The organism is Pelagibacterium limicola, from assembly GCF_015694405.1.
In the GTDB taxonomy this organism is placed as follows: Bacteria; Pseudomonadota; Alphaproteobacteria; order Rhizobiales; family Devosiaceae; genus Pelagibacterium; species Pelagibacterium limicola.
Genome location: NZ_JADQDB010000006.1, coordinates 146,390 through 162,832, shown reverse-complemented (window position 1 = coordinate 162,832; position 16,443 = coordinate 146,390). Strand labels below are relative to the sequence as shown.

Genomic DNA, 16,443 nt, shown 5'->3' with positions numbered 1-16,443 from the left:
TGCGGATGAAAAGTCTCGCCGCATTGGCATTCGTATTGGGGCTTGCAACACCGGCTTTCGGTCAGTCGGTGCGGATTCTCGGCGATCATAACGCCTGGTCGGCCTATGCGACGACCGAGAATGCGGGGCGTATCTGCTTTGCGCTTTCCAAGCCGACCTCGGTCGAGCCGCAGCCTGATGGGTATACGGACGCCTATTTCTATCTCACCCACCGGCCCAGCGAGGGGGTGAGGACCGAGATCAACATCGTCTCCGGCTATAATTTCGCGCCCGACGTTCCAGCTACGCTCACTATCGGGGGACAGAGCTTTGCACTTTTCACGCGTGGAGACGCTGCCTGGCTCGCCGATCCGGGGCAATCGAGCGCCGCAGCCCAGGCCATCCGGGCCGGCTCGACCATGACCATTGAGGGAACCTCGGAGCGCGGGATCAAGATCAGGCAGGTCTTTTCGCTGTCGGGCGCCACCGCGGCGTCGCGCTCGATCGACTCCGGGTGTCCCTGATGCCATCGCGCCGCCCCGGCTTTGCGCCGGGGCAAAGGATGTGCTAAAGGGCGCCGCCATTGACGGCGCGGCAGGCGCCGCCCATGTTTTACCCTTGCATCTATCCGAAACGGAAACCCGACGCCCATGAGTCTGGCGCTCAATATCGATCATGGCACCGCGACGCGCCCCATAAAGGCGGGGCCCGTCGACCTTGTGGGGCTTTCGCGCCGCGAAATGGCCGGTGAATTGGCCGGGATCGGGCTTTCCGAGCGCGACGCCAAGATGCGCGCGAGCCAGCTCTGGAACTGGATCTATGTCAACGGCGTCACCGATTTCGGCGCCATGACCAATATCGCCAAGGGCCTGCGGGCCGAATTGGCTCAAGTCTTCACAGTCGGGCGCCCCGAGATCGTTTCCGAACAGATCTCGATCGACGGGACGCGCAAATGGCTTTTCCGGTTCCGCGATCCGGCGCACCCCAACATGCCTCCGGTCGAGGTCGAGACGGTTTATATTCCTGAAAGCGACCGTGGAACGCTGTGCGTCTCCTCACAGGTTGGCTGCACGCTCACCTGTTCGTTCTGCCACACGGGGACGCAAAAGCTCGTCCGCAACCTCAGCGCCGGGGAAATTCTAGCGCAGGTGATGATGGCCCGCGAACGGCTGGGGGATTTCCCGGACGGGGTGCGCCCGACCGACGGGCTCGTGCCGCCGGGCGAAACGCGCGCTATCACCAATATCGTGATGATGGGGATGGGCGAGCCGCTCTACAATTACGAGAACGTCAAGAAGGCGCTGCTCATCGCGTCGGACGGGGACGGGCTGTCGCTATCCAAACGCCGGATCACGCTCTCGACCTCCGGGGTCGTGCCCCACATCGAGCCTACGGGGCGCGAGATCGGGGTCATGCTGGCCATTTCGCTTCATGCGGTGCGCAACGACCTGCGCGACGTCCTGGTGCCGATCAACAAAAAGTGGCCGCTCGAAGAGTTGCTCGAGGCTTGCCGCACCTATCCGGGCGTTTCCAATGCTCGCCGCATCACCTTCGAATACGTGATGCTCAAGGACATCAACGATTCGGACGCCGACGCAAAGGAACTTGTGCGCTTGCTCGCCAAGATCCCGGCAAAGATCAATCTCATCCCCTTCAACCCCTGGCCGGGGTCCAATTACCAGTGTTCGGATTGGGACCGGATCGAGGCGTTCGCCGATATCGTCAACCGCGCTGGCTACGCTTCCCCCGTGCGCACCCCGCGCGGGCGCGATATTCTGGCGGCCTGCGGCCAGCTCAAGTCGGAAACCGAACGCCTGAAGAAGAAAGACCGCGACGCCTTCATGCTGTGAGGGCAAAGGGGGGCGATTGACCATCGAGATCAAGCTTCTCGGACCTGGCGACATCGCCCTATTGCTGCGGGCGGACACCGATGTGTTCGACAATCCCATAGACCCGGCTTTGGCCAAGGCCTATCTCGAGCATCCAGACTATCTGATCGTTCTGGCTCTCGAGGGAGACGCGGTGGTGGGGATGGCCTCTGGGCTTTACTATTTTCACCCCGATAAACCGCGTGAATTCTTTGTCAACGAAGTCGGGGTGGCCGACCGGGCTCAGCGGCGCGGCATCGGCAAGGCAGTAACGCGCGCCCTGCTGGAGGCCGCGCGGGTGCGAGGCGCCGATTACGCTTGGGTCGGCACGGAAAACGATAATCTACCCGCCAAGGCTTTGTATGAAGCGATTGGCGGGCGCGGGCAGGGCATGGCCTATTACGAGTTCGACCTTACTCGATTGGAACGCCCCTAGCGCCGCCACGCCAGATCATCGCGCGTCCTATGGGATGCGATGATCCAGATCGCGTGGACGAGGCCGGGAATGTAGCCGAGCAGCGTCAAAAGGATATTGAGCCAGAAGTGCAGGCCGAATCCCACGCGCAGGAAGACCCCAAGCGGGGGAATGAGGATCGAAAGAACGATCCGTATTAGATCGCCAAAAGTCATCGCGAAACGGCCTTTTTGTTCGGTTTCGGGCAAAATATGGGATTGCGCGCCCGAACCTGCAAGGTGTCACTCGCCCGCAATCCATTCGACACGGAACCGGCCTCTGTCCGCATCGGCCAGGATTTTGGTGAGCGCAGGAAGGATCAGATTCATTTCCTCTTCGAGCACGAAGGGCGGATTGACGACGATCATCCCCGAGCCGTGGAGACGTGGCGGTGTCGATGCCGCCCGGATGCTCAACTCGAGCCGAAAAATCCTTTTGATGCCTGTGGCCTTGAGGGAATCGGCAAAGGTTTGGACCTCTGCGGGATCCTTGACCGGATACCAAAAGGCATAGATTCCGCCGGGCCAGCGCGTATGTGCTTTCTGAAGGAATTTGGCCATGCGGCCAAATTCGCCCCTTTCCTCAAAGGGCGGGTCGACCAACACCAGCCCGCGTTTTTCCTTGGGCGGGAGGTGGGTGCCGAGCGCGGCCCATCCGTCGAGTTGCGTGATGCGGGTCTGGATGTCGCCGGCGAAATTTTCCTTGAGCGCTTCCGCGTCCCTGGGGTGAAGTTCGAGCCCCATAAGCCTGTCCTGCCGCCTCAGCATATGTCGCGCGATGAAAGGCGAGCCGGGATAAAAACGCAATTCCCCGTCGGGGTTCTGCGCCCTGACGGCATTGAGGTACGGCGCCAAAAGCCCGGCTACCGGTTCTGCAAGTTCGGGCCCGGAAAGCCGCCCGATCCCGTCCCGCCATTCCCCCGTCCGCTCCGCCTCGTCGCCCCACAGATCGTAGAGCCCGACACCAGCATGCGTGTCGATCACGCGGAAGGCGGCATCCTTGCGCATAAGGTAGGCAAGGATACGGGTCAGAACGATGTGCTTGACCACATCTGCGAAATTGCCCGCGTGAAACGCGTGCCGGTAGTTCATTTACGCGCTTCGGCGAAAAGGATCGTGGCGGCAAAGCCGGCAAAGACGGCCGCGAAGCTCCAGTTGAGCGCCTTCTGGATCCTTTGGGATTTCATCACCGTCTCGGTCAGCCAGCGTGCACCCAGCACGATGGCGACGACAATCGGGAGCGAGAGGACGACGAATTCGAGCCCGAGAAATACCAGCTTGGCGCTGGCTGCCGGATCGTCGGCCGAAACGAACTGGGGCAGGAAGGTCACGAAAAACAAGGCGACCTTGGGGTTGGTGAGGTTGATGCCGAGGCCGGTGAGATAGCTCGCCTTGAGGCTCGGCACACGTCCGGTGGCTTTCTTGACCGTCAATCCCGCGCCCGAGCGAATCGCCGAGATTGCCAGCCAAATGAGATAGAGCGCGCCAACGACCTTCAGGGCCATGAAGGCGGCGGGAGCGGTCAGGATGAGGACCGAAATGCCGAAGGCGGCGAGCATGGTGTGGACCGCGATGCCGGTGATTGCGCCCAGAACGGTGGCAAAGCCGTGGCTCGTGCCGAAATTGATGGTGCGCGAAATAAAGAGGGCCATGTCGGGGCCGGGCGTGATCGCCAGCACGATGGCGGCGAGGGCGAAGGCAAGGACGACGCTAAGGGAAGGGATCATCTCGATCATCTGGAAAGGGCTCCGGCAGAAGATGCGCGAAAATCCTGTTACGCCCGCACGAACCTGTTCGGCAAGCGCGAAAACGGCTCTCCTGTTGCCTTCCCGGCGCCGATCTGCTTAGTGTCGCGCCGGTTTTCACTCCCTTTCGGCAGACAAAGACACGCACTCATGAGCAAAGACGTCAAAAAGGTCGTTCTCGCCTATTCCGGCGGGCTGGATACCTCGATCATCCTCAAATGGCTCCGCCAGGCCTATGATTGCGAGGTCGTGACCTTTACTGCCGATCTCGGCCAGGGCGAGGAACTGGAGCCGGCGCGCAAGCGGGCCGAGATGCTCGGGATCAAGGAAATCCACATCGAGGACCTGCGCGAGGAGTTTGTCCGCGATTTCGTCTTCCCGATGTTCCGCGCCAATGCGCTCTATGAGGGCGTCTACCTCCTCGGCACTTCGATCGCCCGGCCGCTCATCGCCAAGCGCCTCGTCGAGATCGCCGAGATGACCGGCGCGGATGCCATAGCGCACGGGGCGACCGGCAAGGGGAACGATCAGGTGCGGTTCGAGCTTTCGGCCTATGCGCTCAACCCCTCGATCCGCGTGATCGCGCCCTGGCGCGAATGGGATCTCCAGAGCCGCACCAAGCTCATCGAATTTGCCGAAAAGAACCAGATCCCGGTGCCCAAGGACAAGCGGGGCGAAGCGCCGTTCTCGGTCGATGCCAATCTGCTGCACACCTCCTCGGAGGGCAAGGTGCTCGAAGACCCCGCAATCGAAGCACCCGATTATGTCTATCAGCGCACGGTCGATCCGATCGATGCACCCAATACACCCGAGACGATCACGGTGGGGTTCGAAAAAGGCGACGCCGTTTCGGTCAATAGGGAAAAGCTCTCGCCTGCCACGCTTCTCGCCAAGCTCAATGAACTGGGTGGCAAGCACGGGATCGGGCGGCTCGATCTTGTCGAGAACCGGTTTGTCGGCATGAAAAGCCGCGGGATTTACGAGACGCCAGGCGGCACGATCCTGCTCGCGGCGCACCGTGGCATTGAATCCATAACGCTCGACCGGGGCGCGGCGCATCTCAAGGACGAGATCATGCCGCGCTATGCCGAATTGATCTACAACGGGTTCTGGTTCTCGCCCGAGCGTGAAATGCTCCAGGCGTTGATCGACAAGAGCCAGGACTATGTTACCGGCGAGGTTACCCTCAAGCTTTACAAGGGCTCGGCGAGCGTCATCGGGCGGTTCTCGCCCTATTCGCTCTATTCGGAAGACCTCGTGACGTTCGAAGAAGGTACCGGTACCTACGACCACCACGACGCCGAAGGCTTCATAAAGCTCAACGGGTTGCGGCTCAGGACCTATGGCGCACGGCGGTTGCGGCTGGGGCGCTGATCGGCAAACGCGGCCGGTCGGGTCGATGCCAGGAATGTGCGCTTAAAGTCTCTTTAAGGCGGGGGCCTTACGCTCCGGGGCAATTGACCCGCGGAGTGAGCAGCCTATGGTGCAGGAGGCAAAAGCGGAGCGGCCGGGCGATGCGCTGCTGCTCAACGCCGCATTGGAGACGATCCCGTTCGGATTCTGCGTGTGGAGCAGCGATTTCACGCTGGTCATGTGGAACCGGCACTACCTCGACATATATGGATTTCCAGCCCGGGCGATCAGGCAGGGCATGAGCCTTTTCGAGGTCGTCGAACTCTCGTGCCGGCTCGGCAATCATCCCGATACTGATCCCAAGGGTTTTTTCGAGGCCTATGCGGCAGAACTCACTGGCAACCGCTCAGGCCTGCGGGTGGTCAACCTCGAGGAGACTGCGGGGGGACGTACGCTCGAAACCAGCCATGTCTATGCGCCGGGACTGGGCTGGGTGGTTACCCATGAAGACGTGACCGATGAAATCGCACGCGCGGACATGATGGCCGAGAGCAAGCGCGAACTCGCGCGGCAATATGGCCTGCTCGATGCCGCGATCAACAATATCAGCCACGGGCTTTCCATGTTCGACAAGGATTTCCGGCTGATGGCGAGCAATGCCGAATTTGCCCGCATGTACGCGCTGCCGCCCGAACTGACGAGGCCGGGAACCGCTTTCCGCGATATTCTCGAATACCGCCGCAAAGTGGGGCGGCACGCGCCCGAGGATATCGATGCCTATATCGCCGAGCGCCGCCGCGTGATGCGCAACGGACGTTTCGTCAATGAAATCGCCAAGATGGCCGATGGCACCTATATCTCGTTCCGCCACCAGCCGCTCGAAGGCGGGGGCATGGTGACGACGCATGAAGACATAACCGGACAATTGGCGACCGAAGCGCAGATGCGCCATCTTGCGACCCACGACGCATTGACCGACCTGCCGAACCGCGCGCTGTTCCGCGAGGACGTCGAGCAGTCTTGTGCGGGTCTCGGCTCGGGCCGGAGTTTTTCGCTGCTGCTGGTCAATCTCGATAATTTCAAATTCGTCAACGATAGCGAGGGCCACGAGACGGGGGACAAGGTCCTGCAAGCGGTTGCCTCGCGGCTCAAGGAAACGGTGGGCGGCGAGGGACTCGTTGCAAGGCTGGGTGGAGATGAATTCGCGGTTCTGGCGCCCGGAATATCCGATCCTGCCGCGGTGGCCGATCTCGCCCGCACGATCCTTACCGGTCTGGACGCGCCCTTCCGGTTCGGACGCAAGCCGGTCCGGCTCAGGGCCAGCGTCGGCATGGCTGTCGCGCCGGGAGACGGGCAAAATGCCGATACGCTGATGAGCAATGCCGACCTTGCGCTCATCAAGGCCAAGGAGGAGGAGCCGGGCACCTATCGCTTCTTTGAAAGCGGCATGGATGCAAAATTTCGCCGCCGTCGCCTGCTCGAAACGGGGCTGCGCGACGCCCTCTCTAACAAGGAACTGGCACTCCATTTCCAGCCCCTCATTTCGGCGCTGACGGGGGCGGTGGTCTGCGCCGAAGCGCTTCTGCGCTGGGATCACCCCGAACTGGGGTCGATCGCGCCCGCTGAATTCATTCCGGTCGCGGAAGACACTGGGTTGATCGTTCCGCTCGGCGCGTGGGTCATTGAAACGGCATGCCATACCGCGGCGGGCTGGGCCGAGGATGTCAAGGTCGCGGTCAATCTTTCGCCGCTTCAGTTTACACGCGCGGGGCTGCTCGAAACGGTGTGGGGCGCGCTCATGGCCTCGGGGCTTTCGGCGGGAAGGCTCGAACTGGAGATCACGGAATCGCTGCTGCTCAAGGACAGTGCGGCCAATATCGAAATGCTCCACGCGCTGCGCGGTCTGGGGGTCGGGATAGCGCTCGATGATTTCGGCACCGGATATTCCTCGCTCTCCTATCTGCGGGCCTTCCCATTCGACAAGATCAAGATCGACCGCTCGTTCATGACCGACATTGCCGCCCGGCCCGAGAACCGGGCGATCCTCGCTGCCATGATCGGCTTGGGCAAAAGCCTCGGCATGGAAACGGTCGTAGAGGGTATCGAGACTGCCGAGCAGCTTTCCATCGTTACGCGCGAGGGGTGCTCGCAAATCCAGGGATTTTATTATTCTCCACCCGTCGACGCGGAGACGTTCGCCGGTTTGATCGGGGCGGACGGTCTTCGCCTCCGGTCGGTCCGCCGCTCTGGCTAGGGCGAGCGTTTCCAATGCCCCGCGCGGACATCCCTTATGGCGCCTTTCTTAGTCTCGCGCGACGCTATGGACGCGACGGCGAGGATGCAGAGGATATCGTTCAGGAGGTGCTGATCGCGGCGGTGGCTGCGGGACGCGAGGACTTTTCGAACAGCCAGAATCGGCGCTGGATTGCTGGTGCGATCCGTCGGCGTGCCGCGTTCGACGCGCGCAGTGCGGTGCGCCGGAGACAGCGCGAAAGCCGGTGGCAGGCCGAACGATCAGGCGTCGATGCACCTTTTGAAGGCGTCTTGCTCGAAACGGTTCTCGCCGAGCTTCCCAAAGCATTGCGGGTGGTCGCAGCGCTGGCGCTTTCGGGCCACACGCGCGCAGAGATCGCCTATCTGCTCGGGCTCACCGACGCGGCGTTGCGCCAGCGCATAAGGGAGCTCAAGAAGGCGTTGGCCAGACGCGGCGTCCCGATGCCCCCTGAAATGTCCGGGCTAAACCTCGATCTGGCCTATGGCGCGATCCGGCAGGCACTGGCGCCCGCGCTCAAGCGGCACGGCGGAGCATTTGCGACCCATGACCCGGATGGGCATTTGTTTGTCATCAGAAAAATCTCACGAAAGAGCTGATCGCGGCAACAAGGGGCGTATCAAAACCAGGGCCCTTGCCAGGAGAACCGAAATGCTGCCTAAACCTCACCGTGCCTCCATTGTCTTTTACGTCTCCGATATCGCCCGCACCGAGGCGTTCTATAACGATGTGCTGGGGATCGCACTTGCCCGGCAGGAGGGGGCCGAGCCCTTCTGGCTGTCTGGCGTCCTCGATCAGGGCCTTGAACTCATCTTTTTCGAAATGGAGGGCAAACGCGGGAACACGCCGGCTCTGATCTTCGACCTCGTGGACGGCGGAATCGACGACGTGGTGGCCGCGCTGGCCGAAAAAGGCGTCACTATCGTTACCCCCGTCGCCGAAGCGCCCGGTGGCTGGAGTGCCGATTTTCTGGACCCGGATGGCTTTGGTCTGGGCCTCTGGCAGTCGGGAGAAAAGCCCCGCAGCCTGAAGTAAGCGTACGCGGCGCAGGCCGGACACGCTCCGGCGCATGGCTGGCCTGCACCGATTTTCCTTGTTCGCGCCCCATTGCTGGGGTATGGGCAGCCAGATTTTCAAAACTCCCGAAATGGCTGACCCCTTATGAGCTTGCGCAATATTGCGATCATTGCACACGTCGATCATGGCAAGACGACGCTGATCGACGTCCTTCTCCGGCAATCGGGCACCTTCCGCGACAACCAAAAGGTTGACGAGCGGGTGATGGATTCCAACGATCTGGAAAAGGAGCGCGGGATCACCATTCTGGCCAAGGTGACCTCGCTCAACTGGAAGGACACGCGCATCAATATCGTCGATACGCCGGGCCACGCCGATTTCGGCGGCGAGGTCGAGCGTATCCTTTCGATGGTCGACGGCGCGGTTATCCTCGTTGATGCCGCAGAAGGCCCGATGCCGCAGACCAAGTTCGTGCTCTCGAAAGCCTTAAAGATCGGGCTCAAGCCCATCGTTGCGATCAACAAGATCGACAAGCCCGAAGAGCGGCACAACGAAGTGCTCGACGAGATATTCGACCTGTTCGTCGCGCTCGACGCGACCCCAGAACAGCTCGATTTTCCGGTGCTTTACGGCTCCGCAAAGCAGGGCTGGATGGCTGAGGAACCCAATGGTCCCAAAGACGACATGGCGCCGCTCTTTGACAAGATCGTCGCGCATTTCTCCGAGCCCAAGGTCGAAGAAGGCCCGTTCCGGATGCTGGTGACCACCATTGAGCGCAACCCGTTCCTTGGTCGTATTCTCACCGGTCGCGTCCAGTCGGGCGTCGTCAAGCCGGGGGATGCCGTTCACGCGCTTTCGCGCGACGGGCAGGTGGTCGAAAAGGGCCGTATCTCGAAGGTGCTGGGATTCCGGGGGCTCGAGCGCGAGCCCATCGATGAAGGCAAGGCCGGCGACATCGTTGCCATTGCCGGGCTCGAAACGGCAACCGTTGCCAATACGATCGCGGTGCCGCAGATCAGCGCGCCTATTGAAGCCAAGCCGATCGATCCCCCCACACTTTCGGTCACTTTTCGCGTCAATGACGGCCCGTTTGCAGGCCGGGAAGGCGACAAGGTGCAGAGCCGCGTCATCCGTGACCGTCTCCTGCGCGAAGCGGAAGGCAATGTCGCAATCCGGGTAACGCCGGGCGCAGACGGGGATTCATTCGAGGTTGCGGGCCGGGGCGAACTCCAGCTCGGCGTTCTGATCGAAACCATGCGCCGGGAGGGGTATGAACTGTGCCTCGGGCGCCCGCGGGTCCTCTTCCGCGAAGAAGGCGGCCAGCGGCTCGAGCCCATCGAGGAAGTGACGATCGATGTCGACGACGAGTATTCCTCGGTCGTCGTCCAGAAACTGACCGAGCGCCGGGGCGAGCTTGCCGAAATGCGGCCCTCGGGGCATGGGCGCACCCGGGTGCGGCTCTATGTGCCGACACGCGGGCTGATCGGTTATCAGGCCGAACTGTTGTCCGACACGCGCGGTACGGCGATCTTCAACCGCGTGTTCCATGTCTACGCGCCCTATAAGGGCCCGCTGCCGACCCGCCGCACGGGCGTCTTGATTTCCAACGGCACGGGAACGGCTGTAGCCTACGCGCTTTTCAACCTAGAGGACCGCGGGCCGATGCTGATCGATCCCGGCGTGGAGGTCTATGAAGGCATGATCATTGGCGAGCACAGCCGCGACAACGATCTCGAGGTGAACCCGCTCAAGGGTAAGCAGTTGACTAATATCCGCACGACGTCCAAGGACGAGGCGATCCGGTTGACGCCGCCCAAGAGGTTGAGCCTCGAGCAGGCGCTGAGCTATATTGCCGATGACGAATATGTCGAAGTGACCCCACAGACGGTGCGCCTGCGCAAGATCCATCTCGATCCCCACGAGCGCAAGCGTGCGGCCCGCGCTGCGGCTGCCGAGGCTGGCTGAACCCGGTTTTGAAGCAGGGCGCAAAGTGGGCTAAACTGGATGGGACTTTCGGGCACGAGGAGTCGCGCCATGAGCGAAAGCATCACCAAGGGTAGGACACAAACGAAGGTCAAGACGGCACGGCCCCGGCTTTACAGGGTCGTGCTGCTCAATGATGATTATACGCCGCGCGACTTCGTGGTGCTGGTCCTCAAGGCTGTGTTCCGTCTTACCGAAGACGAAGCGCATATGCGGATGATCACCGCGCATCAAAAAGGCGTGAGCGTCGTCGCGGTCTATACGAGCGAGATCGCCGAGGCCAAGGCAACCGAAGCCGTGGATCTGGCGCGCGATGCCGGTTTCCCTTTGATGTTCGTGACCGAACCCGAGGAATAACCCCCGCGATTTGCGTCTCGATTTCGCCTGCTTCTCCCTGTTAAGCTCCCGTTAACGCCCTGCCGGAGCCCAACGCCCCCATGTCGAGCCAAACGTCCGCCGCCCGTATCGGGCAAACCCTCAAGGGCCTCGAGACTGCGACCCGTTTTGCTCTCGCCGTTCTGGCGCTGGCCAGCGGTGTCTATACCTATCTCGGGGTCCGTGGACTTCTCGACGGAGACGCCAATTTCGTCTTTTTCGCCGCGATCATCTATTCGGCCGCGGTCTCAGTCGGCATCTACGTGTTCTGGAGCTATATGATGCGGCTTTTCCCCCTGATGCGGGAGGCGACGCAACGCGCCGTGATGATCGGGATCATGGCGCTCGGTTCGGTAATGATTGTCGCCATGAGTTCCTGGCTCAATGCGGCGGCGCTCGCGGGGTCGGCGGCGCTCGAGCAGCACATGGCGGTGACGCTCGAAGATTTTTCGGGCGATCTTGACAAGGCCCATGCCAACGCGCTTTCGGCTCAATCGCTTCTGCCCGACGTCCAGCGGGCGCGCGAGCGGTTCGCGACCCTTGCCGGCCAGGAGCGGGACGGCGGAGCGCTGACCGGAGCCGCAGGGGCCGGCTCGGTCGTCCAGCTCCTTTCGCAGATGACCAATGAACTCGATGCGCTGTCCAATTCGATCACACGGTCGCAGGCCCAGGTCGCGGCGCTCTTTGAGGCCGGCTCGGTTCACCTTGCAACCATGCGCGAACTCGTTTCGGCGCCCGGCCCGGTGCAGCCGCGGGCCGACGAGTTTGCGGCCGAACTGGTGCGGCTCGCCGGCGTCATCGCATCGCTTCAGGAAACCTCGGTTGCCGCCTCAGTGCGGCGGGCAGCCGATGACCTTTCATTGGGCTTCATCGCGCCGGTCGCAGATGGACAGAGTGCGAGCCTTGTGGCGCGGCAGGACCAGGCCATGGCCAATATCCGCACCGCGGTCGCCGCCCAATCACAGCTCTTGAGTGAGGCAGCGCAGGATATTCTCGACCAGCCGCAGGTTGCCCCACGCCGGTTCGTGCCGCTTTCAACGGCCGAGGCGGTATTGCGCTATGCGGGGGATTTTGTTCCCTCCTGGGCGGGTGCGATCTCGATCGATCTCCTGCCTGTCGTGCTGGTGCTCTTGCTCGCGGTCGCTCATTCGGCGATGCGGCGCGACGCTGCCGCGTTCGATGATGCCGAGACCCTGACTGCCGCCGAGATGATGCGGGCCGTCGCGCTCTACCACCAGATGCTGCCTCAGCCCGCCCGGCCTGATGCGCCGGCCGAGACTGGCGACGAGGCCGAGGACGACGTTGAACCCGCGCCTCCTACGGGCGACACGGTGACGGCCCTGACGCCGCGCAAACGTGGGGAAGGGGCTAACCGGCCATGACAGCCTCTGCCCCGCATCGCGCCCCGCGTTCATGGTTGCAAAAACTCGGCGCCATCGAAGACGGGGCGATCCTGCGTTTCGCCTTTTTCGCCATGCTCGCGGGAACGGGATTGGTTCTGGTGATGGATTACCGCCAGTTGAACGAAAACGGCGCCGCGCCGCAAACCGGACATCTGGGCGATCCGGTGCTGCCGGCGGTCGAACGGCCCGAAATCGACCCTTCCAATCCCGCTTTCAGTCCCGCAGAACAGATCACGACGCCCCGCGAGGTGCTTGCAGCCCCCTTGAGCATCGAACTGGTGCCCGGGGGTATTCTGGAGTTCGTCGGAACGATCGGGGCGGGCGCCTCCGGGGCCTTTGCCGCAGAAGTCGAAAGACGCGGCGCCTATATCGAGACCGTGAGCCTCAATTCGCCCGGCGGTGCGGTCGAGGAAGCTTTGGCGATTGCCGCGATCATCGCGGCGGAGGGCTTTGATACAAGGGTCGAGGCTGGAGCACTGTGTGCGTCGTCCTGCCCGCTTATCCTCGCGGCTGGCGCGACGCGCCACATCTCGGAAAAGGCGAGTGTAGGCATCCACCAGATTTACGCATTCGAAAGCGACGCGGGGCGTATCGGGCCGGCGCAGGCGATGTCGGACGCCCAGATGATCACCGCGCGCATTGCACGGCATTTCGAGGCATCGGGGATCGATCCCGCACTTTGGGTGCACGCGCTCGAAACCCCGCCCGACCGGCTTTATTACCTGACCCTTGAGCAGATGCGTCAATACAAGCTGATATCAGGCGGGCTGGGCTGACGCGCTCACTCGAGCGACCAGGTGCCCACCCGCTCTGGCTCGCCGCGTGCGCAGTCGAACCCAGGGATCAGCCTTCGGGCAGCGTCGCGCGCCATCTGATTGGCGTCGCGATTGGCCAGCGCATCGACATGGGCGACCTGACATGTGTTGCCCGGCTCGATTTTGGTTACAACCAGCACCTGCCGGTCGGGATCCTCGTAGTCGGGCGCCGCGATGAAGAACCGCAGGATCGTACCGACGGGAATCTCCCCCCGTTCGGGGTGGTCGGCAAGGAGCCATTCGATCCGCGGCCCGGTGTTGTTGAAGGGTGCAAAGGTCTGGCCGAATGCGCGTTCGTCGCGCGCGCCGAACCCATAGGAAACCGCCATGCGCAAGTCGCTTTCCGCGACGAGAACGGGATAGCCCCTGTGTCCGGGACAAGCGAAATCCGCGCCGATCTCATAGGTCGAGATAATCGTGCACTGGGCAAAATCGAGGTCGGTATAGGCCGATCGCCAGTCCTGGGCCGCAACGGGCGCCGCCATCAGCAGCAGGCTGGCAGCAACGATAAAACTTTTCATCATCGGTGTCTCTTCCGGTTCACGGTTGTCTTTTCGACTTGCAATTGTCGCAATGGGTGGGCCATAGAGCCCCCACCTTCTTCCCACTCAAATATTCAGGACAGCCCGCCAAAATGAATATCGATGCCATCCCCGTTGGCTCCAACCCGCCTGACGACCTCAATGTCATCGTCGAGGTTCCCTTGGGCGGGGAGCCCATCAAATACGAGATCGACAAGGCCTCGGGCGCCCTCTATGTCGACCGCTTTCTTTATACCCCGATGCGCTATCCGGGCAATTACGGCTTTGTTCCCCATACGCTGTGCGGGGATGGCGATCCGCTCGATGTGATCGTTCTCAATTCCCGCCCGCTGGTGCCCGGGGCGATCGTGCGCTCGCGGCCGGTGGGCGTGCTGCTGATGGAAGATGACGGCGGGCAGGACGAGAAAATTCTCGCTGTGCCGGTCTCCAAGCTCACCCGCATGTACGACAAGATCGAGGACGTTACGGACCTGCCCGAGATACAGGTCGAGCGGGTGCGGCACTTTTTCACCCACTACAAGGATCTTGAGCCTGGCAAGTGGTCGCGGATCGATCGGATCGGCAATGTGGACGATGCCAGAAAAGTGATTCTCGATTCGATTGCTCTCGCCCGCAAGGGTTGAGAAAATCGCGTCCTGCATGTTGCGTGTCCGAAGTGGCAAGGGAGTCCGCGCCCCGGTTGCCCTTGACCTGTTCGGGGCGCAAAGAGTAGAACAGCCGGGCCGTAACCGCCGGTACAGCCCGGAAAACCTTCTTGCAAAGCGTAAAGCCCATGACCGCCCGCACACTCTATGACAAGATCTGGGATGACCACGTGGTGGCCTATAACGAGGACGGCACCGCCATCCTCTATATCGACCGTCATCTCGTCCATGAAGTCACGAGCCCGCAGGCTTTCGAAGGGCTGCGCATTTCCGGCCGCAAGGTACGTGCGCCCGAGCGCACGCTGGCGGTCGTCGATCACAACGTGCCCACGTCCGACCGCACACACGGGATCGACGATCCCGAATCGAGGTTGCAGGTCGATACACTGGCCCGGAACGCCGCCGATTTCGGCGTCGAATATTACAACGAGCTCGATGCGCGCCAAGGCATTGTCCATATCGTGGGTCCGGAGCAGGGCTTTACCCTCCCCGGCATGACCATTGTTTGCGGCGACAGCCACACCTCGACCCATGGCGCTTTCGGCGCGTTGGCCCACGGCATCGGCACCTCGGAGGTCGAACATGTTCTGGCGACCCAGACGCTGATCCAGCAGAAGGCGAGGAACATGCGGGTGACCGTCGATGGCAAGCTGCCCCACGGGGTGACGGCCAAGGACGTGATCCTTGCCATCATCGGGGAAATCGGCACGGCGGGCGGCACGGGGCACGTGCTCGAATATGCCGGCGAGGCGATCCGGTCGCTTTCCATGGAAGGCCGCATGACGGTCTGCAACATGTCGATCGAGGGCGGCGCGCGCGCCGGCCTGATCGCGCCGGACGAAAAGACCTTCGAATATGTCATGAACCGCCCGCGGGCACCGAAGGGCAAGGCGTTCGAGATGGCGCTCGCTTATTGGCAGACGCTCTATACCGATGAGGGGGCGCATTTCGACAAGGAAGTGACGCTCGATGCCGCAAACCTGCCGCCGATCGTCTCCTGGGGTTCATCGCCCGAAGACGTGGTTTCGGTGACGGGTGTCGTGCCCGATCCCGACCAGATTGCCGATGCGAATCGCCGCGCCTCCAAAAGGCGAGCGCTCGAATATATGGGTCTTACCGCCGGCACCAAGATCACTGATATTGCGATCGATCGCGTGTTTCTGGGGTCTTGCACCAATGGGCGCATCGAGGATCTGCGCGCGGCCGCCGCAGTCGTTGCCGGCCACAAGGTGCGCGACGGCGTCAATGCGATGGTCGTGCCCGGTTCGGGTCTCGTCAAGGCGCAGGCCGAGGCCGAGGGACTGGACAGGATCTTCAAGGCGGCCGGGTTCGACTGGCGCGAGCCGGGTTGCTCGATGTGCCTTGCCATGAACGCCGACAAGCTGGCGCCGGGCGAGCGCTGCGCCTCGACCTCGAACCGCAATTTCGAGGGCCGGCAGGGCTTTAAGGGGCGTACGCACCTCGTTTCCCCGGCCATGGCTGCCGCCGCGGCGATTGCGGGTCATTTCGTCGATATCCGCGAGTGGCCCAAGGCGGTATGAACGCCCCGGGCTCCGGAGACGCCGGTTTGTGGGGGCCGCTCGCGGCCCCTTCGCTTGACGATATAGAAGCGCTGGCGGTGCAGGCGCTGGAAGCGCTTCCCGAGCCCTTCCGCTCATTGGCGGCGGATGTCGAATGCCGGGTCGCCGAATTTCCGACCGACGAAGTCGTCAGCGACATGGAACTCGAAAGTCCGTTCGATCTCCTGGGGCTTTTCGAAGGTTTCGGCATGACCGAAGACGGGGCGACACCCTTTACCGGGCAGATGCCCAACCGGGTCTGGCTCTATCGCCGGCCCATCCTCGATTACTGGGCCGAACACACCGACACGCTGGGCCAGATTGTCACCCATGTGCTCGTCCACGAGATCGGCCACCATTTCGGTCTTAGTGACGACGACATGGAGCGGATCGAGCGCGACTAGGCGCCTTCGGCTTCTTTAAGAGTGGCATGCC

The 16,443-nt window shown here is 62.3% G+C and carries 18 protein-coding genes; 14 read left to right on the top strand and 4 right to left on the bottom strand.

What is annotated here, in order from left to right; all coding sequences use genetic code 11:
• Nucleotides 1–5: 5 nt before the first annotated feature.
• The 3 genes from I2G20_RS13560 to I2G20_RS13550 all read left to right on the top strand — a co-directional run bounded on the left by I2G20_RS13560 (nucleotide 6) and on the right by I2G20_RS13550 (nucleotide 2,283).
• A complete protein-coding gene (locus I2G20_RS13560) occupies nucleotides 6–503 on the top strand; it encodes an invasion associated locus B family protein (RefSeq protein ID WP_196260263.1) in 498 nt (165 codons plus the stop codon).
• Nucleotides 504–629: 126 nt separating this feature from the next.
• The gene (gene rlmN / locus I2G20_RS13555) at nucleotides 630–1,829 is read left to right on the top strand and encodes a dual-specificity RNA methyltransferase RlmN (protein WP_196260262.1); all 1,200 of its coding nucleotides are present in this window, start codon (nucleotides 630–632) and stop codon (nucleotides 1,827–1,829) included.
• Between the two features lie 16 nt (nucleotides 1,830–1,845).
• A complete protein-coding gene (locus I2G20_RS13550) occupies nucleotides 1,846–2,283 on the top strand; it encodes a GNAT family N-acetyltransferase (protein ID WP_196260261.1) in 438 nt (145 codons plus the stop codon).
• Here I2G20_RS13550 and I2G20_RS13545 read toward each other — a convergent pair.
• The 3 genes from I2G20_RS13545 to I2G20_RS13535 all read right to left on the bottom strand — a co-directional run bounded on the left by I2G20_RS13545 (nucleotide 2,280) and on the right by I2G20_RS13535 (nucleotide 4,036).
• On the bottom strand, nucleotides 2,280–2,477 hold the full coding sequence (locus I2G20_RS13545; RefSeq protein ID WP_196260260.1) for a YqaE/Pmp3 family membrane protein: 198 nt from the start codon (nucleotides 2,475–2,477) through the stop codon (nucleotides 2,280–2,282). The two genes, I2G20_RS13550 and I2G20_RS13545, sit on opposite strands and share 4 nt — an antisense overlap.
• Nucleotides 2,478–2,543: 66 nt before the next feature.
• Nucleotides 2,544–3,392 (bottom strand): 23S rRNA (adenine(2030)-N(6))-methyltransferase RlmJ, encoded by an 849-nt coding sequence (locus I2G20_RS13540; protein ID WP_196260259.1) that lies wholly within the window; start codon nucleotides 3,390–3,392, stop codon nucleotides 2,544–2,546.
• On the bottom strand, nucleotides 3,389–4,036 hold the full coding sequence (locus I2G20_RS13535; protein WP_196260258.1) for a LysE family translocator: 648 nt from the start codon (nucleotides 4,034–4,036) through the stop codon (nucleotides 3,389–3,391). Before I2G20_RS13535 ends, I2G20_RS13540 begins: the two co-directional genes overlap by 4 nt.
• A gap of 159 nt (nucleotides 4,037–4,195) precedes the next feature.
• Here I2G20_RS13535 and I2G20_RS13530 point away from each other — a divergent pair, with 159 nt between their 5' ends.
• The 8 genes from I2G20_RS13530 (at nucleotide 4,196) to I2G20_RS13495 (ending at nucleotide 13,224) form a co-directional block, all read left to right on the top strand.
• Nucleotides 4,196–5,419, top strand: coding sequence for an argininosuccinate synthase (locus I2G20_RS13530; RefSeq protein ID WP_196260257.1), 1,224 nt, complete (start codon nucleotides 4,196–4,198; stop codon nucleotides 5,417–5,419).
• A 106-nt stretch (nucleotides 5,420–5,525) separates the two neighbouring features.
• The gene (locus I2G20_RS13525) at nucleotides 5,526–7,652 is read left to right on the top strand and encodes a putative bifunctional diguanylate cyclase/phosphodiesterase (RefSeq protein WP_196260256.1); all 2,127 of its coding nucleotides are present in this window, start codon (nucleotides 5,526–5,528) and stop codon (nucleotides 7,650–7,652) included.
• Nucleotides 7,653–7,666: 14 nt separating this feature from the next.
• The gene (locus I2G20_RS13520; RefSeq protein ID WP_196260255.1) at nucleotides 7,667–8,269 is read left to right on the top strand and encodes an RNA polymerase sigma factor; all 603 of its coding nucleotides are present in this window, start codon (nucleotides 7,667–7,669) and stop codon (nucleotides 8,267–8,269) included.
• Between the two features lie 52 nt (nucleotides 8,270–8,321).
• Complete coding sequence (locus I2G20_RS13515; RefSeq protein WP_196260254.1) at nucleotides 8,322–8,705, top strand: VOC family protein; 384 nt, start codon at nucleotides 8,322–8,324, stop codon at nucleotides 8,703–8,705.
• A gap of 126 nt (nucleotides 8,706–8,831) precedes the next feature.
• Nucleotides 8,832–10,652, top strand: a complete 1,821-nt coding sequence (gene typA, locus I2G20_RS13510; RefSeq protein ID WP_196260253.1) for a translational GTPase TypA — start codon at nucleotides 8,832–8,834, stop codon at nucleotides 10,650–10,652.
• A gap of 69 nt (nucleotides 10,653–10,721) precedes the next feature.
• Nucleotides 10,722–11,027 (top strand): ATP-dependent Clp protease adaptor ClpS, encoded by a 306-nt coding sequence (locus tag I2G20_RS13505; RefSeq protein WP_196260252.1) that lies wholly within the window; start codon nucleotides 10,722–10,724, stop codon nucleotides 11,025–11,027.
• 80 nt (nucleotides 11,028–11,107) lie between these two features.
• Nucleotides 11,108–12,427 carry a hypothetical protein gene (locus tag I2G20_RS13500; RefSeq protein ID WP_196260251.1) on the top strand — a complete coding sequence of 440 codons (1,320 nt, stop codon included), beginning with the start codon at nucleotides 11,108–11,110 and terminating at the stop codon, nucleotides 12,425–12,427.
• A complete protein-coding gene (locus I2G20_RS13495) occupies nucleotides 12,424–13,224 on the top strand; it encodes a COG3904 family protein (RefSeq protein ID WP_196260250.1) in 801 nt (266 codons plus the stop codon). The genes I2G20_RS13500 and I2G20_RS13495 overlap by 4 nt, the downstream gene beginning before the upstream one ends.
• A 5-nt stretch (nucleotides 13,225–13,229) precedes the next feature.
• Here I2G20_RS13495 and I2G20_RS13490 read toward each other — a convergent pair whose 3' ends face one another.
• Nucleotides 13,230–13,787 (bottom strand): hypothetical protein, encoded by a 558-nt coding sequence (locus I2G20_RS13490; RefSeq protein ID WP_196260249.1) that lies wholly within the window; start codon nucleotides 13,785–13,787, stop codon nucleotides 13,230–13,232.
• Between the two features lie 110 nt (nucleotides 13,788–13,897).
• Between I2G20_RS13490 and ppa the strand changes: the two genes are divergently transcribed.
• From ppa to I2G20_RS13475, 3 genes are all read left to right on the top strand, one after another.
• Nucleotides 13,898–14,428 (top strand): inorganic diphosphatase, encoded by a 531-nt coding sequence (ppa, locus tag I2G20_RS13485; protein ID WP_196260248.1) that lies wholly within the window; start codon nucleotides 13,898–13,900, stop codon nucleotides 14,426–14,428.
• 149 nt (nucleotides 14,429–14,577) lie between these two features.
• Entirely contained in the window at nucleotides 14,578–15,990 is a 1,413-nt protein-coding gene (leuC, locus tag I2G20_RS13480) for a 3-isopropylmalate dehydratase large subunit (RefSeq protein WP_196260247.1), read from the top strand.
• Nucleotides 15,987–16,412 (top strand): metallopeptidase family protein, encoded by a 426-nt coding sequence (locus I2G20_RS13475; RefSeq protein WP_196260246.1) that lies wholly within the window; start codon nucleotides 15,987–15,989, stop codon nucleotides 16,410–16,412. Before leuC ends, I2G20_RS13475 begins: the two co-directional genes overlap by 4 nt.
• Nucleotides 16,413–16,443: the final 31 nt, after the last annotated feature.